The organism is Pseudomonas sp. MF6747 (assembly GCF_963890955.1).
In the GTDB taxonomy this organism is placed as follows: Bacteria; Pseudomonadota; Gammaproteobacteria; order Pseudomonadales; family Pseudomonadaceae; genus Aquipseudomonas.
This window is the reverse complement of record NZ_CAWPSZ010000006.1, coordinates 23,743-46,635: the sequence shown is the minus strand read 5'-3', so window position 1 is coordinate 46,635 and position 22,893 is coordinate 23,743. Positions and strand designations below refer to the sequence as shown.

General features: G+C 62.3%; 18 protein-coding genes. 13 read left to right on the top strand and 5 right to left on the bottom strand.

The window, feature by feature from the left end; genetic code table 11:
• The first annotated feature begins 30 nt into the window (after positions 1 to 30).
• Positions 31 to 1,152 carry an FAD-dependent oxidoreductase gene (locus tag AACW30_RS07695; protein WP_200624643.1) on the top strand — a complete coding sequence of 374 codons (1,122 nt, stop codon included), beginning with the start codon at positions 31 to 33 and terminating at the stop codon, positions 1,150 to 1,152.
• Here AACW30_RS07695 and ggt read toward each other — a convergent pair.
• Positions 1,146 to 2,870, bottom strand: coding sequence for a gamma-glutamyltransferase (gene ggt / locus AACW30_RS07690; protein WP_200624642.1), 1,725 nt, complete (start codon positions 2,868 to 2,870; stop codon positions 1,146 to 1,148). The two genes, AACW30_RS07695 and ggt, sit on opposite strands and share 7 nt — an antisense overlap.
• 159 nt (positions 2,871 to 3,029) lie before the next feature.
• On the opposite strand from ggt, the gene AACW30_RS07685 reads away from it, so the two are divergent.
• Entirely contained in the window at positions 3,030 to 3,677 is a 648-nt protein-coding gene (locus AACW30_RS07685) for a TetR/AcrR family transcriptional regulator (RefSeq protein WP_200624641.1), read from the top strand.
• Positions 3,678 to 3,808: 131 nt separating this feature from the next.
• On the opposite strand, the gene AACW30_RS07680 is transcribed toward AACW30_RS07685, so the two are convergent.
• From AACW30_RS07680 to AACW30_RS07665, 4 genes are all read right to left on the bottom strand, one after another.
• The gene (locus AACW30_RS07680) at positions 3,809 to 7,336 is read right to left on the bottom strand and encodes a molybdopterin cofactor-binding domain-containing protein (protein WP_200624640.1); all 3,528 of its coding nucleotides are present in this window, start codon (positions 7,334 to 7,336) and stop codon (positions 3,809 to 3,811) included.
• Positions 7,333 to 7,824, bottom strand: coding sequence for a (2Fe-2S)-binding protein (locus AACW30_RS07675; protein WP_106577957.1), 492 nt, complete (start codon positions 7,822 to 7,824; stop codon positions 7,333 to 7,335). The genes AACW30_RS07680 and AACW30_RS07675 overlap by 4 nt, the downstream gene beginning before the upstream one ends.
• A gap of 372 nt (positions 7,825 to 8,196) precedes the next feature.
• Positions 8,197 to 8,631, bottom strand: a complete 435-nt coding sequence (locus tag AACW30_RS07670; RefSeq protein WP_106578155.1) for a MarR family winged helix-turn-helix transcriptional regulator — start codon at positions 8,629 to 8,631, stop codon at positions 8,197 to 8,199.
• A 206-nt stretch (positions 8,632 to 8,837) separates the two neighbouring features.
• Entirely contained in the window at positions 8,838 to 9,890 is a 1,053-nt protein-coding gene (locus AACW30_RS07665) for a 2,5-dihydroxypyridine 5,6-dioxygenase (protein WP_200624639.1), read from the bottom strand.
• 307 nt (positions 9,891 to 10,197) lie between these two features.
• Between AACW30_RS07665 and AACW30_RS07660 the strand changes: the two genes are divergently transcribed.
• The 11 genes from AACW30_RS07660 to AACW30_RS07610 all read left to right on the top strand — a co-directional run bounded on the left by AACW30_RS07660 (position 10,198) and on the right by AACW30_RS07610 (position 22,743).
• Complete coding sequence (locus AACW30_RS07660; RefSeq protein ID WP_124417300.1) at positions 10,198 to 11,331, top strand: FAD-dependent monooxygenase; 1,134 nt, start codon at positions 10,198 to 10,200, stop codon at positions 11,329 to 11,331.
• Positions 11,328 to 12,125: an alpha/beta fold hydrolase gene (locus AACW30_RS07655; RefSeq protein WP_200624638.1), complete on the top strand. Its 798-nt coding sequence runs from the start codon at positions 11,328 to 11,330 to the stop codon at positions 12,123 to 12,125. Before AACW30_RS07660 ends, AACW30_RS07655 begins: the two co-directional genes overlap by 4 nt.
• A 14-nt stretch (positions 12,126 to 12,139) precedes the next feature.
• Entirely contained in the window at positions 12,140 to 12,892 is a 753-nt protein-coding gene (locus AACW30_RS07650; RefSeq protein ID WP_200624637.1) for a maleate cis-trans isomerase family protein, read from the top strand.
• 276 nt (positions 12,893 to 13,168) lie between these two features.
• Positions 13,169 to 13,801 carry an N-carbamoylsarcosine amidohydrolase gene (locus AACW30_RS07645; RefSeq protein ID WP_200624636.1) on the top strand — a complete coding sequence of 211 codons (633 nt, stop codon included), beginning with the start codon at positions 13,169 to 13,171 and terminating at the stop codon, positions 13,799 to 13,801.
• 294 nt (positions 13,802 to 14,095) lie between these two features.
• Complete coding sequence (locus AACW30_RS07640; protein WP_169366605.1) at positions 14,096 to 15,406, top strand: MFS transporter; 1,311 nt, start codon at positions 14,096 to 14,098, stop codon at positions 15,404 to 15,406.
• Positions 15,407 to 15,434: 28 nt separating this feature from the next.
• The gene (locus AACW30_RS07635; protein WP_200624635.1) at positions 15,435 to 16,511 is read left to right on the top strand and encodes a nucleoside hydrolase; all 1,077 of its coding nucleotides are present in this window, start codon (positions 15,435 to 15,437) and stop codon (positions 16,509 to 16,511) included.
• A 24-nt stretch (positions 16,512 to 16,535) separates the two neighbouring features.
• Positions 16,536 to 16,958, top strand: coding sequence for a carboxymuconolactone decarboxylase family protein (locus AACW30_RS07630; RefSeq protein ID WP_200624634.1), 423 nt, complete (start codon positions 16,536 to 16,538; stop codon positions 16,956 to 16,958).
• Complete coding sequence (locus AACW30_RS07625) at positions 16,951 to 17,391, top strand: GNAT family N-acetyltransferase (RefSeq protein ID WP_106577936.1); 441 nt, start codon at positions 16,951 to 16,953, stop codon at positions 17,389 to 17,391. Before AACW30_RS07630 ends, AACW30_RS07625 begins: the two co-directional genes overlap by 8 nt.
• Positions 17,388 to 17,981 carry an FMN-dependent NADH-azoreductase gene (locus AACW30_RS07620; RefSeq protein WP_200624633.1) on the top strand — a complete coding sequence of 198 codons (594 nt, stop codon included), beginning with the start codon at positions 17,388 to 17,390 and terminating at the stop codon, positions 17,979 to 17,981. The genes AACW30_RS07625 and AACW30_RS07620 overlap by 4 nt, the downstream gene beginning before the upstream one ends.
• Positions 17,982 to 18,040: 59 nt before the next feature.
• Complete coding sequence (locus AACW30_RS07615; protein WP_124417286.1) at positions 18,041 to 19,186, top strand: MalY/PatB family protein; 1,146 nt, start codon at positions 18,041 to 18,043, stop codon at positions 19,184 to 19,186.
• 209 nt (positions 19,187 to 19,395) lie between these two features.
• Positions 19,396 to 22,743: a hypothetical protein gene (locus AACW30_RS07610; RefSeq protein WP_200624632.1), complete on the top strand. Its 3,348-nt coding sequence runs from the start codon at positions 19,396 to 19,398 to the stop codon at positions 22,741 to 22,743.
• Positions 22,744 to 22,893: the final 150 nt, after the last annotated feature.

The following is a 22,893-nucleotide window of genomic DNA, read 5'->3' as shown; positions in this document are numbered from 1 at the left end:
ATCCTATAAACATCGCCAAGGGCCATTTCAATGAACATTCCAACGCGTATTGCGATTGTCGGCGCCGGTCCTGGCGGATTGACCCTGGCGCAAATCCTCACACGTCATGGCGTTGCCGTCAGCGTGTTCGAGCGCGAACGCGGGCCGCTGGAACGCCCGCAAGGCGGGACGCTCGACCTGCATGTCGACTCCGGCCAACTGGCGCTGCAACGTGCCGGCCTGGAAGACGCCTTCAACCGGATCGCGCGCTACGAAGACCAAGGCTCACGGTTGATGGATCAACACGCTCGCCTGCTGTTCGAAGCCCCCAACCCTGATGCCGGAGACCGCCCGGAGGTCGACCGCACGGCCTTGCGCCAGATCCTGCTGGAGGCGCTGCCCGCAGGCTGTGTGAACTGGGGCGTCGGCATCAGCGCCATTCGCCCGGCCGAGCACGCACGCTGGACGCTGCACCAGGGCGAGATCAGCCACGGCCCATTCGATCTGGTCGTCGGTGCCGATGGCGCCTGGTCCAAAATCCGGCCGCTGCTGTCGCCTTACGTGCCGCAGTACAGCGGGCTGACGTTTATCGAGTTCGGCATCGATGATGTCGACCGCCAACACCCGCACATCGCCAGGCTGGTCGGTCGCGGCAAGCTGGAAGTCGAAGGCGGCGCCAAGGCGATCATCGTGCAACGCAATGCCAACGCGCACTTGCGCGGCTACGCGATCTTCCGCGTGCCCACCGACTGGGCCGCCGCGCCCCGCAGTGTGTCTGCGCTCAAAGCCCAGTTCGAAGGCTGGCACGCGGACATCCTGGCGTTATTTGAAGCGGCCAACGAAACCGTGCTGACGCGGCACATCTACGCCCTGCCCGTGGGCCATCGCTGGAACCACCGTCAGGGGTTGACATTGATTGGGGATGCAGCGCACCTGATGTCGCCATTTGGTGGCGAAGGCGTCAATGCAGCGATGCTCGATGCGGCCGAACTGGCGCAGCATCTGCTCCAGACGCCTGACTGCTCGGCAGCAGTGCAGGCTTATGAAAACCACATGTTCGAGCGTGTGATGCCGGCCGCCAGAGACAGCGCCGAAGGCGCCGCCACCCAGTTATCGCATGACAGCCTGGCGCTGTCCCTGGCTCACCTGCATCACCACCTCATGCCTCAGTAGCCCAGGGGCAGGCCTGTATTGCGGCGCGGGTCGTTGGCCCCGTAGAAACGGTTGTTGCCCACCGGCTTGCCACCCAGGGACGGCGCGCCCACCAGGATTGCGGCCAGGTGGTTGGCATCCTGAGGCCCGGCAAACTTGTGGCCCCAGCTCTCGAGGATTTTCTGAGTGTCGGGGCTCACCGCGAAGGTCTCCAGGTTGGTGGTTTCAGGCATCCACTGCTGGTGGAAACGCGGCGCATCGACGGCTTCCTGGATGTTCATCTTGTAGTCGATGACATTCAGGATGGTCAGCAAGGTCGCGGTGATAATCCGGCTGCCCCCTGGCGTACCGACCACCATCACGGCCTTGCCGTCCTTGGTCACGATGGTCGGGCTCATCGACGACAGCGGCGCCTTGCCGGGTGCGATGGCGTTGGCTTCACCCTGGACCAGCCCGTACATGTTCGGCACGCCGACCTTGACGGTGAAGTCATCCATTTCATCGTTGAGGATCACGCCGGTCTTGCTCGCCATCACACCGGCACCGAACCAGTCGTTGAGGGTGTAGGTCACCGACACCGCGTTGCCCCACTTGTCGACGATGGAATAGTGCGTGGTGTTGTTGCCTTCATGCGGCGACACGCCCGGCTTGATCGCCTGGGAATCCCCGGCCTTCTGCGGTTCGATGGCCGCGCGCAGCTTGGCGGCGTAGTCCTTGTCCAGCAGGTGGGCGATCGGGTTCTTCACAAAGTCCGGGTCGCCGAGGTAGCTGTTACGGTCCACGTAGGCGTGGCGCATCGCTTCGATCTGGTAGTGCAGGCCTTGGGCCGAGTGATAGCCCAGGTCCGCCATCGGGTAGCCTTCGAGGATGTTCATGATCTGGCAGATCACCACGCCGCCCGAGCTCGGCGGCGGTGCCGAGACCACGTGGTAGCCACGGTAATCGCACTCGATGGGCGCCAGTTCGCGGGTCTTGTATTTGTCGAGGTCGGCCTGGGTGATGATGCCCTTGCCGGCCTGGCTGGAGTCCACCAGAGCCTTGGCGACCCAACCTTTATAGAAGCCGTCGGTGCCCTTGGCGGAGATTTCCTTGAGGGTCTTGGCCAGGTCTTTCTGCACCAGTTTCTGGCCGACCTGCATCGGTTGGCCGTTGTGCAGGAAGATCGCGCGCAGGTCTTTGTCTTTCTCGAACTCACCGGTGGCGGTGTGCAGCAGGTCGATATCGCCCTGCTCCAGTTCAAAGCCGTTTTCCGCCAGCTTGATCGCCGGGGCAATCACTTGGGCGCGCTTGAGCGTGCCGTACTTGCTCAGCGCGGTTTCCATGCCGGACACGGTGCCGGGCACGCCGACCGCCAGGTGGCCCTTGGCGCTGAGGCCTTCGACGACCTTGCCGTCTTTGTCCAGGTACATGTCGGCAGTGGCCGCCAGGGGGGCTTTTTCGCGGAAGTCGAGAAAGGTCTTGCGCCCATCCGCCAGTTGCACGGTCATGAAGCCGCCGCCACCGAGGTTACCCGCCGCCGGGTACACCACCGCCAGCGCATAGCCCACGGCCACGGCCGCATCGACTGCGTTGCCGCCGGCCTTGAGCACATCCACCCCCACATGAGTGGCCAAATGCTGGGCGGTGACTACCATGCCGTTTTCACCGGCCACCGGGGCCTGGGAAGCGGCGTGCACACCGCTGACCGTCAGTACCAGAGCGGTGGCGATTAAGGTGCGGCTGAAGGGTTGGTATTTCATCCATGGCTACTCTAGTTATTGGGATGCACCAAAATAGCCCGACTCGGATCCAATCCCCAGCGCAGTGGCGTTTTTATTACAGAACTTGTCGGTCACAGAACGGCCGCGAAAAAGCCCATGCTATATTTCGCGCCCAGACTGGCTGCAAGGCGCGTTGAGATGGTGATCAAGAAGACCGGTATTCGGGCTCAGCAGGCCGACCAGACACGCGCGCGCATCTTGCAGGCGGCGGTCAAGGTGTTCACCCGCGACGGTTACTCCGGCGGGCGCGTCGACACCATTTCCAAGAAGGCCGACTCCAACGACCGCATGCTTTATTACTATTTCGGCAGCAAGGAACACCTGTTCATCTGCGTGCTGGAACACATCTACGAGCAGTTCAACAAAGCCGAAAGCAAACTCAAGCTCAACCTGGAGGCGCCCGTGCAGGCGCTGCAGGACCTGGTCGCGTTTATCTGGAATTACTACGTCAAGCATCCGGAATTCGTGGCGATTCTGAGCATCGAGAACCTGCACCAAGGCAAACACGCTCAACAGTCCGGGGAGATGCGCCGATTGTCGGGCGAAGCGGTTGGGGTGTTGAAACCGATCATTGAGGCCGGCCAGGCCCAGGGTGTGTTTCGCCAGGATGTCGACCTCAAGCACGTGTACTTGATGATCGCTTCGCTGTGCTACTTCTATAACTCCAACCGCCATACCCTCAGTTCGTTTCTGGGTGAAGACCTGGCGGATAAGGGGCAGCAGCAGGATTGGCTGGGGTTTATCACTGACTTGGTGCTGAGGGGCGTCTCCCCTGACTCATTGTAGAAACCGGCTCTGACCCCTGTGGGAGCTGGCTTGCCTGCGATGGCGATGTGTCAGGTAGTATTTTCGGTGCAGACGCACCGCTGTCGCAGGCAAGCCAGCTCCCACATTTGACCTTCACCGGTTGTGGAATATCAGTGGGTGCCCGGGTTGGCCCGCAGGTGTGCGACCTTCTGCTCCCCCCCTTTCCACTGCGCCGCATTCGGCGCAAATTGCCCGCGCAGGTACGCGACCAAGTCGGCAACCTGAGTGTTCGACAAACTGTCTTTGAACCCCGGCATATACCCCAGGTCCTTGGTCGCCGGGTTGCTGATGCCTTGCAAAATCACCTTGATCAAATTGTCCGGCTGATCACTGTGCACATTGGTGTTGGTCGCCAATGACGGGCTCACCCCAAACAGTTTCGGCCCCAGGCCATCAGCATGACAGGCCTTGCACGAGCCATCGAATACGCGTCGACCTTTCGGATTCGGCACCGTCGCTGCCGCCACGGTTTGCGCCTCAGCCGTCGCCTCGCCCTTGAGCGATGCCAGGTACACCGCCATCGCGCGAATATCGGTCTTGGGCAACTTCGCCAACTCAGTCACCACCGGCCCCATCGGCCCCGCCGCCACGCCATGGGCATCGGAATAGCCGGTGCTCAAATAGGTGAATAACTGGTCCTCAGTCCATGGCGTTGGCGCCTTGGACAAACCTGTCAACGCCGGCGCTTCCCACCCATCAACCATGCCACCGGCCAGGAAGGATTTACCGCCCTTCTGCGCCCCCATCAGGTTACGCGGCGAATGGCACGCCGCGCAGTGCCCCAACCCATTGACCAGATAATTACCGCGATTCCACTGCTCGCCGCGCTCCGGTTGCAGGGTGATTTCACCGCGCCTCAGATTCAGCGCATTCCACCCCGCCATCAACGGCCGGATATTGAACGGAAAGCGCATGGCATTCGGCGTCGGCGCCTGGCTCACTGGCGCTTGCGACATCAGGTAGGCATACAGCGCCTGCATGTCCGCCTCATTGATATTGCGAAACGCCGTATAGGGAAACGCCGGGTACAAATTGCGCCCGTCACGGCCAATGCCCTCACGCATCGCCCGCTCGAATGCCGGGTACGACCAGGCACCGATGCCGGTGTTCACATCCGGGGTGATATTGCTGCTGTACAGGGTGCCGAACGGCGTTTCCAGCGCCAACCCACCGGCATTGTTCGCGCCGCCCGGTGCCGTATGGCAGACCGCGCAATCGCCCACCGCCGCCAGCAAACGCCCGCGCTCCAGGGTGGCCTTGGACCAGGTGCCGGCGCTGGGCGGGGCAATCGGTGCGATCGCGCTGTGAAACGGCCAGGCCGTGGCCATCACCGCGCCCAGCGTCGCAAACAGCGCGCCGAACCACCATTTTTTGCGTTTCTGTGGCGACGTCGCAGGCTCGCCGAGGGTGCCGGCATTCAACGCTGCCAACACCCGCTCGGGCGTGATCGGCAACTCACGAAAACGAATGCCGGTGGCGTCATAGATCGCATTGGCAATCGCCGCCGCGCTGGGCACCGAGGCCGACTCACCGGCGCCCATCGGCGGCTGGTCCTGGCGCGGCATCATCAGCACGTCAATCTGCGGCACTTCAGGGAAGGTCAGGATCGGGTAACCGCCCCACTCCTTGCTGGCCACCGTCGATTCCTCAAAGGTCACCCGCTCCTTCAATACGCGGCTGGTGGACTGGATCACATTGCCGTGGATCTGATGCTGCACACCCGCCGGGTTGATCATCATCCCCGAGTCATGGCCGATCACCACCCGCGTCACCGAGACGTCGCCGGTGTGTTTGTCGATGGCCACATCCGCCACCCAGGCGGCCCACGCCGCGCCAAAACCGGGGAATTTACTGTGGATGTAGCGCGCGTAAGCAAAGCCACGGCCGCGCAACAAATGGTCTTCACTGGCGGTTTGCATGGGCGCGGTGCGCGGTGACCAGTTGGCGCGTTCGGCGGTGGATTTGACCAGGTCGATGGCGCGCTCGTCCTTGAGGTAGCGCAGGCGGTACTCCACCGGATCGACGCCGGCGGCAAATGCCAGCTCGTCGATATACGATTCGTGGGCAAAGGTATTGGGCAACGCCGACACACCGCGCATCCACGAGGCGCGCACGATGGGCGCCATGTCGTTGATAGTCACCCGCATGTTGTCGATGTCATACGGCGGGATCGAGGTGCGGTCGCCCATTTCGAACATCGCCGCCACGGGCTCAACGCGGCCGGTCAGCAATAGCGCCAGGGTCGGCGCGCCATTGGAGGGGTAGCTGGTTTCAAAATCGTACGCGGCAATGCTGCCGTCTGCGTTGAGGCCGCCGTCCACGTCCATCAACTGCGCCGTGCCCTTGGGCTCCCACAGGTGTTCCTGTTCGCGGGTCAGTTGCACGCGCACCGGCTTGCCCACCGCGCGCGACAACAGCAACGCATCGGCGCAGACGTCATCGGCGCAATTGCGCCCATAGCAACCGGCGGCTTCCATGCGAATCACGTCGATCAGGGCTTCATCACAGTCCAGCAACCAGGCCAGGTCGGCGCGCAGCAGATGCGGGTTCTGGCTGCCCGACCACACGCGACTGCCCGCGGCCTGATAGTCGGCCACGGCGCAGGACGGGCCGATTGAGCCGTGCATTTGATAGGGCCACAGGTAGCTGCGCGGCATCCGTTGGCTGGCGCCCGCCAGGGCTGCATCGACATCGCCCTGATCGAGCACCGTGCGGCGTACGCGCGGGTTGTCACGGATCGCCTGCTCGACATCGCTCATGTCCGGCAGGGCGTTATTCCAGGGCTTCCACTGCACCTGCAACTCATGGGCGGCCTTGATCGCCTGCTCTTCGCGCAACGCGACCACGCCCACAAAATCGCGGATCACCACCACGGCAACAATGCCGGGGATATGCGCGATGGACGCTTCATCCACACGCAGCAGGCTATTGCCGACAAAATCCCCGCAGTCCAGACCGGCATACGGCGGGCGCACGACGCGGCCGTGCAGCATGCCCGGCACACGCATGTCGTGCACGTAGGTCAGCTCGCCCGTGGCCTTGCCGGGAATATCCACGCGCGCGGCGCCCTTGCCCACCAGGCGGTAATCCTCGATGGCTTTCAAGGGGGCGTCGCCGCTGATGCGCAACTGGTCATGCTGGCCGCTGACCAACTCACCGTAAGGGGTGGCGCGCCCGTCTGCCGCCTGGATAACGCCCGCTTCGACCTTGAGGCTGGCGGTGCTCACGCCCCAGCGCCCCGCCGCCCGCGCCAGCAAAAAACGTCGTGCTTCGGCAGCCGCGTTACGCAGCGGGATCGCCGAAATCTGCAAGGTCGCGCTGGCAATCGTCGCGCCCTGGTTCGGCGCGCGCTCGGTGTCGCCCAGCACCATGGTTACCTGGTCCATCGTCAGGTCCAGTTCTTCGGCGACGATCTGCGCCAGCGAGGTGCGAATGCCGGTGCCCAGGTCCACATGGCCGTTGAACGCATAGACCAGGCCGTCATCGTTGACCGCGATAAACAGCCCCAGCTCTTTGGGTTTCACAGTCGGCGTGCCGCCCTTGGCCACCGGGCCGGAGGGCGGCAGCACATCGTCGACGATCAACAAGACGCCCGTCTTGGCCAGCCACTGGTCACGGGAAAGTGGGATATCGGTCATGGTCGGCCATCCACGGTCAAGAGGTGAGCAGCACGCAATACCGCGCGCAGAATTTCGATATGGGTGCCGCAGCGGCAGAGGTTGCCCGAGAGTTCGTTGCGGATCTGGGCTTCGCTGGGGTTGGGATTACGGTCGAGCAAGGCTTTGGCCGTCATGATCATGCCGTTGAGGCAGTAGCCACATTGCGCGGCTTGCTCGTCGATAAACGCCTGCTGCACCGGGTGCGGCGCCTGGCGAGTGCCGAGGCCTTCGAGGGTGACGATTTCACGCCCTGCCGCGCCCGCCAGCGGGAACACACATGAGCGTGCCGCGACACCGTCGATGATCACCGTGCACGCGCCGCACTCGCCCAGGCCGCAGCCGTACTTGGGGCCGTTGAGTGCCAGGTCATTGCGCAGCACCAGCAACAGCGGCGTGTCCGCCATGGCGCTGACTTCGCGGGTGCGGCCATTGACCTCTAGTGCAACCGTGATGGAGGGACTGATCATTCGCTTCGCCTGTGTCAGTTGGTGAAGTGGCTACTACACGAAACAGTCAAAAAAAAGCATCGCGGACCTGGGGTCTCGCGACACACTTGATTCGTGAAGTGGCTACTACATCAATACCGAGCAAAAACGATGCCAAGGGGTTGGGCTTACTCTGAAGTACGCAGGTTTGTGATGGTTGGGGCGAGCGGGCTTGCCCCGCGTTGGGGCGCGAAGCGGCCCCTCGCTCAGGCAATGGGTTTATTCAGATAAGCCTCATGGCAGGGTTTGGGGCTGCTTCGCAGCCCAACGCGGGGCAAGCCCGCTCGCCACTACAAGCCTGGTCGCCACATCAAGCCGTTGGTCGTTACAAGCCGGCTGGCTACGGGGCGCCCACTATTGCTGCGGGTCGTCGATCATCTTGCGCAGCAGGAACAACACCGCCACGCGCTCGGCCGGGTTGAGGTTGCTCAGGGTCAGTTCGCTGATCTGCGCCGCGCGCGGCGCCGTTTGCGCGACCAGGTCGGCGCCTGCGGCAGACAAATCCACCACCACCTTGCGCTTGTCTTGCGGGTCCGGCTCCAGCGTGATCAGTTCCTTGGCCTTGAGCCGCTCGACAATGCCGCGAATGGTCGCCTGGTCAACGGCCGTGGCCTTGACCAGTTCGGTGAGAGAACTTGCTCCGTGATCGCGCAGGGCACACAGGGTAACGAACTGCACGGCGGTGAGCTGGGAGTCGCCGACATTCTGCTGAAAGATCGCCAGGTGGCGCTGGTAGGCCTTGCGCAGCAGGTGGCCAACTTGTTCAGAGAAAACGTAGGAATCAGGCACGGCGAGCTCGGTGGGTGATTGGCGATGGGGAGGCATGATGGCTGGCTTACCGGATCGACTCAAGTTTCTCATCGAGGAAACACGGTTAGAACGGTGGGAGCGGGCTTGCTCGCGAAGGCGGCGTATCAGTTAAAGATGCATTGACTAGCACACCGCATTCGCGAGCAAGCCCGCTCCCACACAAGCCCGCTCCCACATTGGGATCTTCAGCGGGCCAGAGAGGCTGGCGGGGCGACTACGTCACCGGCGATAACCACCGCCTCGTCATCCAGGTACACATCGCAATGACGCAGCGGGATGTCCATGTGGCACGGCGTCTTGCGCGTGCCGCCCACTTCGGTATTCGGCCCGGTGGAGAACAGGAAATTGCCATAGAACGCCCGCGCGTCCATGCACATGCCGTCGTTCTTGTCATGCAAACCCATGGCGGTCCACTGCGCTTTTGGCTGCAAGCCCCAGCCGATATGGGAGATGCCGTATACCTCCGGATCGTTGAAGTACTTCATGTAATCACGCAGGTACTCAGCCTCGAAACCACCGTGGATCCTGGTGATAAAGCCCTTCTCGATTTCCAGCGCGATCTTCTCGCGGGTGTAGGTCTTGAATGGCAGGAGGATGTCGCCGACGTCCAGCACCAGCACGCCCTCGGCGGTTTCCTCGTTGGGCCAGGAGAACAGGAAGCCGCTGGGCCAGTGGTCCCAGCGCCCAGGCTCATCGGCAAAACCGTATTCGGTCACCGACGGGTACTGCCCCAAGGCGGCGCGAAAATCACTGCCAGCGCGGGATTTGACCTGAATCGAACGCGCCTTTTTCAGCAATTGCTCGGCCGCCAGCACACGCACCTTGTCTTCTTCGGTGGGCAGCATGCGCGCCAGCACTTCCGGCGGCTCCACGGCCAGCAGGATGCGCGTGCCGGTCTTGAGGATCTGCTCCTGTTCCGGCGAATGCAGCAGCATCATCGTGTCAACCACCAGGTCGGCGGCTTCCAGCGCACGCTGGGCGGCAATGTTGCCGGTGAGCGCGGTGTCGCCGCAGTAGGCGGTCATGTCATTGCCCATCGCACGCGGGTGATTGAACGACGGCAGCTCCACCGCATACACCTTGGCCCCCAGGCGCTGCGCCGCGTCCATTGCCGCGCGCACGGTGCGTGCGTCGGAGTAATGGCTCTTGAGCACGGCAACGCTCTGGGTCGGGTCGACCTTCGACAGCCTCAGCACGTGTTCAAACATCTGGGTCAGTTCGCAATCGCTTACCGGCATTTTCCTGTCTCCTGTGGGGCTGCACCAAGTTCAAGCACTGCGCTTCACTCTAGTGCACTTTTATAGCGTATACGCCAATTAATAACGATAAGACCTGAATTGCAGGCGGACTGCAAGCGGCGCGCCAATTCGTTACCAATCGACACATACCGAGCATTTACGGACTTAAACGCGTTACACAGGATAAATATGGCCAAAAAATAAATTTTCGAAAGTGGGCTTCCCATTTCAAAAAATGAGTGTATACACTTTAAAAACCTTGCAGACAGACGCTGCCGACAATCACAAAGAAAGAGGATTACGCCCCATGGGAAGCACTCAAAAAATCGCCATCGTCGGTGCCGGCCTGGGCGGTGCCGCCGCCGCCACCCTGTTGCAGCAAGCCGGTTTTGACGTAGATATCTACGAACAAGCGCCGGAGTTTTCCCGGTTGGGCGCAGGGATCCACATGGGCCCCAACATCATGAAAATCTTCCGCCGCATGGGCATCGAACAGCAGCTGGACCTGATGGGCTCGCACCCCGAGCATTGGTTCAGCCGTTGCGGCGAAACCGGCGACTACCTCTCGCGCATCCCGCTCACCGGCTACGGCGCCTCGTATGTCACCGTGCACCGCGGCGACTTGCATGCGCTGCAGATGTCCACCCTCAAGCCCGGCACCCTGCACTTCAACAAGCGCCTGGAAACCCTCGAAGAAACCGACACCCAGGTGCGCCTGACTTTCGCCGATGGCGAAGTGACTTATGCCGACATCGTGATCGGCGCCGACGGCATCAACTCGAAGATTCGTGAAGAACTGCTCGGCGTGGAAAAACCGCTGTACAGCGGCTGGGTCGCGCACCGCGCATTGATCCGTGGCGACCAGTTGGCCAAGTACGACCTCACGTTCGAAGACTGCATCAAATGGTGGACCGAAGACCGCCACATGATGGTGTATTACACCACCGGCAAACGCGACGAGTACTACTACGTGACTGGCGTGCCGCATGCCGAATGGGACTTCCAGGGCGCGTTCGTCGACAGCAGCCGCGAAGAGATGTTCGAGGCGTTCCAGGGCTACCACCCCACCGTGCAGGCCCTGATCGAGTCCACCGAAAGCGTAACCAAATGGCCGCTGCGCAATCGCAACCCGCTGCCGCTGTGGAGCCGAGGTCGCTTGGTGCTGCTCGGTGACGCCTGCCACCCAATGAAGCCGCACATGGCCCAGGGCGCCGGCATGGCCATCGAAGACGCCGCCATGCTCACCCGCTGCCTGCAGGAAACCGGCATCGGCGATTACCGCACCGCGTTCCAGCTCTACGAAGCCAACCGCAAGGAACGCGCCTCCCGCGTGCAGGCGGTGTCCAACGCCAACACGTGGCTGCGCACCCAGGAAGACCCGGACTGGGTGTACGGCTATGACCTGTACGCGCAGCCACTGAAATCGGGGGTGGCCGCGTGAGCACCTTTCTCTATGGCGGCAATGTCCAGGCCAACGGCATTCGCCAGCACTACCTGCGCTACGGCGGCAACGGCCCGGCGCTGATTTTGATTCCGGGCATCACCAGCCCGGCGATTACCTGGGGGTTTGTGGCCGAACGCCTCGGCGCGCACTTCGACACGTACGTGCTGGATGTACGCGGGCGCGGCTTGTCGTCCACCGGACCCGAGCTGGATTACAGCGCCGAGACCTGCAGCGATGACATTGGCGCATTCGCCGATGCACTGAAGCTGGACCGTTACCACCTGGTCGGCCACTCCATGGGCGCGCGCTTTGCCGTGCGCAGTGCGGTCAAGCATCCGCAAGGCGTAAACCGTGTGGTGCTGATCGACCCGCCAGTGTCCGGCCCCGGTCGTCGTGAATACCCGAGCAAATTGCCGTGGTACGTCGATTCGATCCGCCAATCCCTGGTTGGGATGGATGCACAGGCCATGCGCGCCTTCTGCACCACCTGGACACTCGAGCAACTGCAACTGCGCGCCGAATGGCTGCACACCTGCTTTGAGCCCGCCATCGTGCGCGCCTTCAATGACTTTCACACGGTGGATTTCCACCAGGACCTGCCCCACCTCAAGGCCCCTGCCCTGTTGATGGTGGCCGGGCGCGGCGGCGTGATCCTCGATGAAGACATCGCCGAAATCCAGGACCTGCAACCGGCCATCCAGATCGTGCGCGTGCCCAACGCCGGGCACATGATTCCGTGGGATGACCTCGAGGGCTTCTTCGACGCCCTCGGCGACTTCCTCACCCACTAAGAACGGAGACCACCATGCAGAAGCTTTACCGCATCGGCCAGATCGTGCCGAGTTCCAACACCACCATGGAAACCGAGATCCCGGCGATGCTCAACGCGCGCCAGGCCATCCGCCCGGAGCGTTTTACTTTCCACTCCAGCCGCATGCGCATGAAGCAGGTGCGCAAGGAAGAACTGGCGGCAATGGACGGCGAGTCCGACCGCTGCGCCATTGAGCTGTCCGACGCCAAAGTGGATGTGCTGGGGTACGCCTGCCTGGTGGCGATCATGGCCATGGGCTTGGGTTATCACCGCAAATCCGAGCAGCGCCTGCGCCAGGCCACTGCCGATAACGACGCCAACGCCCCTGTGATCACCAGCGCCGGCGCACTGATCGAAGGCCTCAACGTCATGGGGGCCAAACGCATCGCCATCGTCGCGCCGTACATGAAGCCGCTGACCGAACTGGTGGTGAATTACATCCGCGAAGAGGGCTTTGAGGTGGTGGACTGGCGGGCGCTGGAAATCCCCGACAACCTCCAGGTTGCGCGCCACGACCCGGCCAACCTGCCGGCCATCGTCGCGGGCATGAACCTGGAAGGCGTCGATGTGATCGTGCTCTCGGCCTGCGTGCAGATGCAGTCGTTGCCAGTGGTCGCCAAGGTCGAGGCGCAAACCGGCAAGCCGGTGCTCACTGCCGCCATCGCCACTACTTACGCGATGCTCAAGGCCCTGGATTTGGAGCCAATCGTGCCCGGTGCCGGCGCCCTGCTCTCCGGCGCGTACTGAACATGCTGTCTTGGCTGGCGGGCTTGCTGTGCCAAGCGGGCCTGTCGTGGCTGGAGGGCTTGTCGTGGCGAGCGGGCTTGCCCCGCGTTGGGGCGCGAAGCGGCCCCTCGTCCAGGCAATGGGTTTCGTCAGGAAAACCGCATGGCAGGTTTTGGGGCCGCTTCGCAGCCCAACGCGGGGCAAGCCCGCTCGCCACGACAAGCCCACTCGCCACAGTAAACCCGCTAGCCACAGTTAACCCGCGCGCCACGACGCAGAGAATGAGGTGAAAAACCAATGAGCGAACAATCTGCCGACGCCAACTACCAAGGCGTCTGGGGCAATCGCATCGGCTTCGGCAAAAAGGCCGCGCTGCTGATGATCGACTTCATGCAGGGCTACACCACCGAAGGCGCGCCACTGTTCGCACCGGGCGTGGTCACGGCGGTGGCCGAAAGCGTCGAGTTGCTGGCCACTGCGCGCCGGCATGGGATTGCGGTGGTGCACACCCATATCCGCTACCATCGCGGCCATTTCGCCGATGGCGGCATCTGGGTCAAGAAAGCCCCGGTGATGAAAGACATGGTCGAGGGCAACCCACTGGCGGCGTTCTGCGCCGAGGTGCTGCCCCAGGACGATGAAGTGGTGATCACCAAGCAGTACGCCAGCGCCTTTTTCGGCAGCAGCCTGGCCCCGATGCTGCACGCTCAAGGCATCGACACCGTGGTACTCGCCGGCTGCTCCACCAGCGGCTGCATTCGCGCCACGGCGGTGGATGCGGTGCAACACGGGTTTCGCACCATCGTCGTGCGCGAATGCGTCGGCGACCGACACCCGGCGCCCCACGAAGCCAACCTGTTCGACATCGACAGCAAGTATGGCGACGTGGTGAGCAAGCAGGAGGCAATGAGCAAGTTCAGGGAGCAATAACGATTCACCAGGAACCACGACAAAGAGCGTGGTCCGGAAAAAACTGAGCGTCTCCCACTTTGGAATGCAATCGAATGTGGGAGCGGGCTTGCTCGCGAAGGCGGTCTGTCAGGCAAAAATGCACTGACTGATCCACCGCTTTCGCGAGCAAGCCCGCTCCCACACTTGATCTCCTCTAACAGGGAAATCTCAGTCTTCTGACACTGCCTTTGGAAGTCGCTTTTACAGCACTCCGAAGTGCTGGAACAAAAGCGGCTGTATAAAAACCATAAGTCACCGCCAGGAGACACCCCAATGCCCATTGCGAATGCAGCGCCCGCGACCACCGTCGCCGACCCCGTCACCACGCTCTACCACAAGATCACCTGGAAGCTGATTCCGTTTCTGTGTTTCTGCTACCTGGCCGCTTACCTGGACCGCATCAACATCGGCTTCGCCAAACTGCAGATGCTCGACCAACTGCACTTCAGCGAAACCGCGTTCGGCCTTGGCGCCGGCTTGTTTTTTGTCGGCTACATCATCTTTGAAGTGCCCAGCAACCTGGTGCTGGAACGGGTCGGCGCGAAAATCTGGATCGCGCGCATCATGATCACCTGGGGCCTGCTCTCGGCCTGCACCATGCTGGTCACCTCTACCACGCAGTTCTACATCCTGCGCTTTCTGCTCGGCGCCGCCGAAGCCGGGTTTTTGCCGGGTGTGTTGTATTACCTGACCACCTGGTTCCCGACGCATCGGCGCGGACGCATCATCGCGCTGTTCATGATCGGGCTGCCGCTGTCCAGCGTGATCGGCGGCCCGTTGTCCGGCTGGGTCATGAGCCACTTCGACAACCTGGGCGGCTTGCGCGGCTGGCAATGGCTGTTCCTGATCGAAGCGGTGCCCAGCGTTTTGCTCGGCGTGCTGACTTTCTGGGCGCTGCCCAATACTTTCCAGCAAGCCAAATGGTTGTCGGACGACGACAAGGCCCTGCTCGAAAGTGAGCTGCGCAAGGACGAAGCCGATGCCACCGGCAGCAAGCACAGCTTCCGCGACGGCTTCTTCAACCTCAAAGTGTGGATGCTCGGCGGTATCGACTTCTCGATCCTGCTCAGCGCCTACGCCATGGGGTTCTGGATGCCGACGTTCATCCGCAACGCCGGGATTACCGACACGTTCCATATCGGCATGCTGACTGCATTACCCAGCGTGGCGGCCTTGCTCGGCATGCTGTTGATCGGCGCCAGCTCCGACAAACATCGCGAACGCCGCTGGCACATTATTGTGCCGTTCCTGGTCGGTGCGGCCGCCATGGCCACCAGCACATTCTTTACCCATAACGTGGTGGCCACGGTGGTGCTGTTCGCCATCGCCTCGGCCGCGATCATCGGCGCCGTGCCGGTGTTTTTCAGCCTGCCGGCAACCTTTCTCAAAGGCACCGCAGCAGCCACCGGCTTTGCCCTCGCCTGCTCGTTGGCGAACATCGCCGGCCTGGTGAGCAACTCGCTGATGGGCGTGGCCATCGACGTCACCGGCAGCAGCGCGGGCGCCTTGTGGTTTTTCGCCGGCTGCCTGATCCTCAGCAGCTTCCTGGTCATCGCCCTGCCGGCGAAACTGGTGAACCGTTAACAACAACAATTTCTGCGGATGAATCACCATGCAAGGTTTGTTTAAAAGCTGTGCGCTGCTTGTTGCGGTCGGCCTGTGTGCCGGCACCGCGCACGCGGCGGAAAAAGTCATCTTCGACACCGACTTCAACGTGCTCAACGATGACGGCCAGGCCTTTATCATGCTCGCCCAGCTGCAGGCGCAAAAACGCATCGAGCTGCTGGGCATGACCCTCGTCAGCGGCAACGCCTGGGTCGACCAGGAACAGGTCGATGCCCTCAAGGCCGTGGAACGCATGGGCGTGGAAAAAGAGGTCGGCGTCTACTCCGGCGCCGCCTACCCGCTGCTGCATGACTACGCCACTTACGAGGCAGAGAAAGCGCTGTTTGGCGCGGGTTGGCCGGGCGCGTTCAAAAACCCGCGCCCTGCCTCGCCCTCGCTGTTGCTCGCGCCACCGGATGGCCTGGCGACGCACACCCAACTGCGCAGCGAGACCGCCGCGCAGTTCATTGTGCAAAGCGTGCGCGCCAATCCCCATCAAGTGACGATCCTTGCCGTCGGCCCCTTGACCAATATCGCCCTGGCGATTCGCTCGGCGCCGGACATCGTGCCGCTGATCAAGCGCATCGTGTACATGGGCGGTGCGTTCCAGATCCCGGGCAACACCACACCGGCGGCGGAATTCAACTGGTGGTTCGACCCGGAGGCGGCGAAGATCGTCCTGCGCTCACCCATTGAGCACGTGATTTTCCCGAATGACGTGTGCGAGAAAGTCACCTTCGACAAGTCGGTGTACCAGCGCGTGGTTGCGCAAAAAGGCGCGATTGCCGACCTGTACAAGCACGAGTTCGGCCCGCTGTTCGACAAAGACCCCAGCTACCACAGCTTCACCTGGGACAGCTTGCCGGCGCTGTTCCTGGTCAGCCCGGACATCGTCACCGAGTCCCGCGATTTGTGGGTGGATGTGGACGCAACGTTCGGCGCCGACTACGGCCGTGCGCTGGGCTACCAGAAAGGTGCACCGGTTGGCACGCAGAAAGCCAAGGTGGTATTTGGCGTCGATCAGCAAAAGTTCTGGGACGGCTACGTCGGCCTGGTGACGCTGCCGACGCCGGTCAAGCACTGATAAAAGGGATCGCTCCCACCTTGCGTGGGAGCGATCTTCACTATCCACGGCTGCGGCCTGGAAAAAGAATTGATCGACCTGGTGTACTTGCGCGTCTCGCAACTCAACGGCTGCGCCTATTGCCTGGATGCCCATTCCCGCGACCTGCTCAAGCAAGGCGTGAGCCTGGAAAAAATCATGCTGCTGGCCGCCTGGCGCGAGGCATTGCCACTGTTCACCGCGCGCGAAAGCGCGGCACTCGCCTGGGCCGAGGTGGTCACCGAAGTGGCGCACACCCAGGTGCCGGATGCCGATTACACCGAGGCCGCAGCGATGTTCAGCGCCAAGGAAATCGCCGACCTGACCCTGGCCATCTCCCTGATGAACGCCTTGAACCGCGTCGCCATCAGCTTTCGCAAAGTACCGGCCGCGATCAAGGCCCACCTGGAGAACCTCAACCATGAATGAACTCGTTGAATTCGTGCCGATGCGCACCCATGCCGACTACCTCGAAAGTTTCGCCGTGATGCAGCAACTGCGCCCGCACCTGACCGACGCGGTGGCATTCGCCGAGCAAATCCAGCGGCAACGGGAGAATGGCTACCACCTGCTCGCCGCGCGCGAGCACGGTAAGGTGATCGGCCTGGCCGGTTACCGGCTGACGGAAAACACCTTGTACGGCCGTTTTATCTACGTCGATGACCTGGTGGTGGACGCCGCGCTGCAACGCCGGCGCCTGGGCGAGCAATTGCTCGATCGGGTCCGTGAAGAAACCCGTGCCCGTGGCTACCGTTTCCTGGTGCTGGATACCGGCATGCACATGGCCCTGGCTCAGCGCTTTTACTTCCGCCAGGGCCTGCTGCCGTTGGGGATGCACTTTTCCCAGGACCTGAGCCAATGACCCGCGCCCTGCTGCTCAGTTTCAGCCCCCATGGCAAGGCCGCACAGACCTTCAAGCTGACGCGCACCCTGCTCAGCGACCTGGTGCCGAATGCCCACATCACCGAGCGCGACTACGGCGGCCAGGCGTTGCCACCATTGACCCGCGAATACGCCAACGCCCTCACCACGGCCGGCGGCTTGAGCGGCAGCGCCACGGCACTGTCGGAACAGTTGATTGTGGAGCTGGAAGCCTGCGACCTGCTGATCCTCTGCACCCCGGTGCACAATTTCACGGTACCGGCGGCGCTTAAAGGCTGGATCGATCACGTGGTGCGCATTCAACGCAGCTTTACAGTCAACGCCAGCTTCGAAAAGGTCGGCTTGCTCAAGGATCGGCGCACCTTTGTGCTGGTCAGTTCGGGCAATGCACGCAAAGGGCATGAGCCGGACTTTCTGACGCCGTACCTGACCGCCATCCTGTCCACGGTGGGCATTCGCAGCGTGGATTTCGTTTACCTGGGCGCCATGGTGCGCGGTGAAGAAGCGGTCAACCGAGCCGTGGAGCAGGCACACCGGCAACTGTGCGAGGCAATCAGCTCTGGCCTATAAAAATAATGGCGCTAGAATCAGCGCCATTCTTGCGCCTGCCTCCCTGACACGAGCCTCCCATGAGCTTTGATTTCGACACGATCCACCCCCGCCTCGGCACCGGCAGCACCAAGTGGAACCGTTACCCGCAAGACGTCTTGCCGATGTGGATCGCCGACATGGATATCGCCGCGCCACCTGCCGTACTGCAAGCCCTGCACCAGCGTCTCGACCAGCACATCCTGGGCTACAGCGTGGCCGGGCCGGATGTGCGCGAAGCCATCGTTGCCGACCTGTGGGCCAAATATGCCTGGCGCGTACTGCCAGACGAACTGCTGTTTTTGCCCGGCGTCGAACCGGGCTTCAACATGGCGCTGCACGCGTTCGTGCAGCCGGGCCAGCCGGTGGTGCTGCAAACCCCGAACTATCGCCCGATTCGCCTGGCGCCGGCGAACTGGAACCTGCCGCGTATCGAAGTGCCATTCGCGTTGCACAACGGCGAATACCTCACGCCACTGCCCGCCCTGCGCCAGGCGCTGAGCGGTGCCGGCGCGCTGCTGTTGAGCAACCCGCACAACCCCATCGGCAAAGTCTTCCCGCGTGAAGAACTGCTGGCCGTGGCCAACGCCTGCCTGGAAAGCGGCGCGCTGATCATCAGTGACGAAATCCACGCCGAGCTGTGCTTCGATGGCCGTCGCCATACGCCTACCGCCAGCCTCAGCCCCGAGATCGCCCAGCGCACCATCACCCTGATGTCGGCGAGCAAGGCCTACAACGTCGCCGGATTGAAGACCTGCTTTGCCGTGGTGCAAAACGCCGAGATGCGCGAGCGCTTCAATAACGCGCGTTGCGGCATGGTCGACAGCGTCAGTCCGCTTGGCCTGGAAGCCACCCGCGCAGCCTACAGCCAGTGCGGTGAATGGCTGGAGGCGCTGGTGAACTACCTGCAAGCCAACCGCGACTACCTGCTCAACGCCGTGCAAACCCGTTTGCCCGGCGTGGTGATGCATGCCCCGCAAGGCACCTTCCTCGCGTGGCTGGATTGCAGCGCCCTGGGCCTGGACGATCCGCAGCAGTTCTTCCTGGAACAGGCCAAGGTCGGCCTGAGCGCCGGCATTGAGTTCGGCGATGACAGCCAGCAGTTTGTGCGCCTGAACTTCGGCTGCCCGCGCGCAATGCTCGAAGAGGGCTTGCAGCGTATGGAGCGCAGCCTGAAAAACCGCTGAGCGACTGGCCCCATTGCCGGGGCCAGCCCCACTCGAACCTCGGGCTTGCCCGCCTCAACGTTCAGGCGGTTGACTTGCACAACCCGGCCGGATGAGCCCGTTGGCGCGGGTCGCTGGCGTTAATTCACAACGTTTCGCAACGAATGCCGACCCCCTGCTGTTACTGTTTTTGCCATCCGTCCCACCGGCAACAGCAGGAGTTTCATGGTATGGCGACCCAGCCCCTTGATCGCTCGTCCGATTCCAAAACCCTTCCCCGCACGCCGTCCAAGTCGAGCACCGCTTTTCATGTGCTGCTCAAAAACAGCGCCAACAAAAAAGTCGAATCCCAGGACAAGACTCCATCGGGGCTCGATGCCAGCCAGCAACAGGGCTATACACTGGCGGCCAAGGACGCCACGCCACCGCCGGCCCTCGCCGACTACAAAGCCATCGGTCCACCGGATGAAGTCGGGCCTGGGTTGATTCGTTATGAAACCCAGGACGGCAAGAAAGTCATCGTCAGCGAACAGGACAGCCCGGAGCTGTTCAAGCAAGTGAGTGCCGATTTCAAATCGCTCACGGGCGTGGTGGCCAGCCAGAACGCGGGTTACCAGAGCCTTGGCGCGGATGCAAAGGCGCCGGAAAAGCTCGCCGACTACAAATCCCTCGGACCGCCCGACGAGACCGGTCCGGGCGTGATCCGCTATGAAACCCAGGACGGCACCAAGGTCGTGGTCAGCCAGCGTGACAACCCCGAAGCCTTCCAGAAAGCCAAGGATGACTATGCGAGCTTCACCGGCCTCGCCAGCAGCGAAGACGCCGGCTACAAACGCGCCAGCGACAACGAAGTGTGGCCGCCCTACGCCGGCACCACGGTCGGCCCCGAGGATGAAGTCGGCCCGGGCCTGATCCGCTTTGAGAGCAACGGCCAGAAGATGGTCGTGGCCCGTGACGACAACCCCAAGCTGTTCGACTACCTGGCGGGCCTGCACGAGGTCTACACCGACCCTGGCAAGAAGGCCGTGGTGGAAGGCGAGCTGAATAACGGGGCGGCCCTGGCCGACGCCAACACGCCGGTGCCGGGCCTCAATGACTACAAGACGTTCAGCTGGAACAACGACCAGAAAGACAGCATCCTCACCTACGAACTGCATGACGGCACCAAGGTGGTGGTGTCTTCCGACGTCAGCCCCGAGCTGTTCAAGCGCGTCGCCACCGCCCACGACACCTGGGACAAAATCCACACCAGCGAAGCCGAAGGCTATAAGTTGGCCGGGCCGAATGACTTCCTGAAAAACACCGACATCACGTTCGGTTCGCCCGACGAACTCGGCGATGGCCTGATTCGCTATGAAACCAGCGAAGGCAAGGTCATCGTCTCCAAGGAACTCAGCCCGCAGCTCTACGATGACGTCAAGGCCAAGTGGGACGCCTTCAGTGCCGGCGCGGTCGATGACACGCGCACCCAGCACAACCTGCCCAAGGCCGGTGACCTCGACGTGCTGAACATGGACACCGGCGTCCATGCCGATGACAAAGACGACAAGTCGCCAACCTTGAGCGTCAGCGAGCTGGCCACCACCCAGTTGATCGACACCTACCGCGCCGGCGTCAAGGATGGCTCGATTCCCAAGGACGACCCGCGCGCCAAGCTGGTGCGCGCGCTGGAAGCCCAGGCCGCCTACCAGAATGGCCACGGCATTACCGGCTACGAAGAAGCCAAGCGCCCGTTCAACACCACCTGGCGCGAGTTCGATGACAAGCAGACCGAGCTGACCTCGGCCGATATGCACGACATCATCGACGGCAAGGCAGTGCAGGAACAGATCGGCGAGCTGTTCAAAGACCCGACCGTGCAGGCCGACTACAAGTCGAAAATGGACGACGCGATCAACAAGCTGCCGAACAAGGACGAGATCAAGCAAAAGCTCCTGGACCTGACGTCCAACCCGGATTACGTGCTGTACCTCAAGGACCTGCAAGACCAGGGCAAGACCTCGGAGGCGCAGAAGGACCTGAGCGACACCCTCACCTCGCTGTCGTTGTTCGACCCGGAAGCGGCCAGCAAGGCGGCGCAGAACATTCAGGCCGACGGCTTGACCACCGACCTCAACGCGATCCTTTCGGACCCGAGCAAGATCTCCGACGAGAACAAGGAACTGGCCACCAAGGACCTGTTCGGCCTGCTCAAAGGCGTCTTGAAAGGCAGCCTGCTCGACCTGCCACGGCGCACCCAGGAAACCCTGGAGAAATTCCTCAACGAAGGCCTGCAGGGCAAGGAAAAATCCGCTGGCGTGACCAAGGCCCTGGAGGAGTTGGGCGAGGTCTACAAGAACAATGGTTCGATCAGCGAGGCCGACCTGAAAACCGCGCTGAGCAAACCCTATATCCCGGTCGCCGACCGCGGCATGCTCGGCGAGGTGTTTCATACCCTCAACAGCAAGGGCATCCTGGGTTCTCTCGGTGCTGGCGTGACCCTGTTTTCGGCGATTTACCAATTGGTCGGCAAAGGCAGCAAGCTCGGTGAAACGCCCGCGCAGCGCATGTCCATCGCCAAGGACTTCTTGAGCTTTGCCGGCGGTTCCAGCCACTTCGTGCGCCTGGGCGACAAGATTGGCGAGACCCTGGGTAAAGGCGGCTTGGTGGACTTCCTTGGCCTGGACAAAACGCTGCCGGAAATCTGGGGCAAGACCGGCCTGCAGGAGCCAAACTTCGAGTTCCGCGTCAACGACCTGCCCGCCGATGTAAAAGCCAAGATCACCAGTGCACTCGATGCCGTGCCCGACAGCCAGTACGACGGCATTTCGAAGATGTTTGGCGACGGCGACAAAGCCGTCACCGAGGCCACCGAAGGCCTGGCGACTCACCTGGATGACGGCCTCGCCGCTGCAGGCGCGGCCAAGCTCGGCGCGTCCAAGTCAGCGAAAATTGCCGGCTCGGTCATCAAGGTGCTCGGCCCGGCCACGGACATCGCCGGCGGGTTCGCCGATATTGTGTTGGGCGCGCTGGCGATCAAAAGTGGCGTGGACAGCAAAGACCCGCTGGCCCAGGCGGCTGGCGGCCTGCAGGTGGCCGGTGGTGCATTCGGTGCGTCGGCCGGGGTACTCGGCGCGGCGGCGCTGTTTGGCGCAGGCACGGCGGCGGCATTGACCGGGCCATTGTTCCTGGTGGGCGTGGTGCTGGCGGTGGTGGGCGGGATCATCGGCTACTTTGTCGACCACAACAAAAAGCAGAAAGCCACCGAGAAAGAAAACGACTGGTACCGCGACCTGGCCGGCGACGGCTTATTGCAGGACAACTGGGCCGACAAGGTCGAGTACGCCCACTACGAAATCCACCATTACCACGGCCGCGACACGCCGACCGATGACAGCATCTTTCGCTTCCAGCAATCGGAATGGGAGCACTTCGACGAGACGCCGCAAAAAGGCGGGTCGTCGAGCAATCGGCTGGATGGGGACTTGCACAAGCATTATGAAGACCCGAACACCCCACCCAAAAGCCTGCCCAGCGATGCCCCACCGGACAAACCGCAACCGCATCAACCGGGCGGCGGCGGCCCGCGCATCAACTGAGGTTCGCTGGGCTGGCGTCTATCAATGTGGAATGGGCTTGCTTGAGAAGGCGGTGCATCAGCGACAGAAAAGCTGAATGCCCCACCGCATTCGCGAGCAAGCCCGCTCCCACATTTGGATCCGGGTGCATCAGGGTAGTGGGAGTACTGG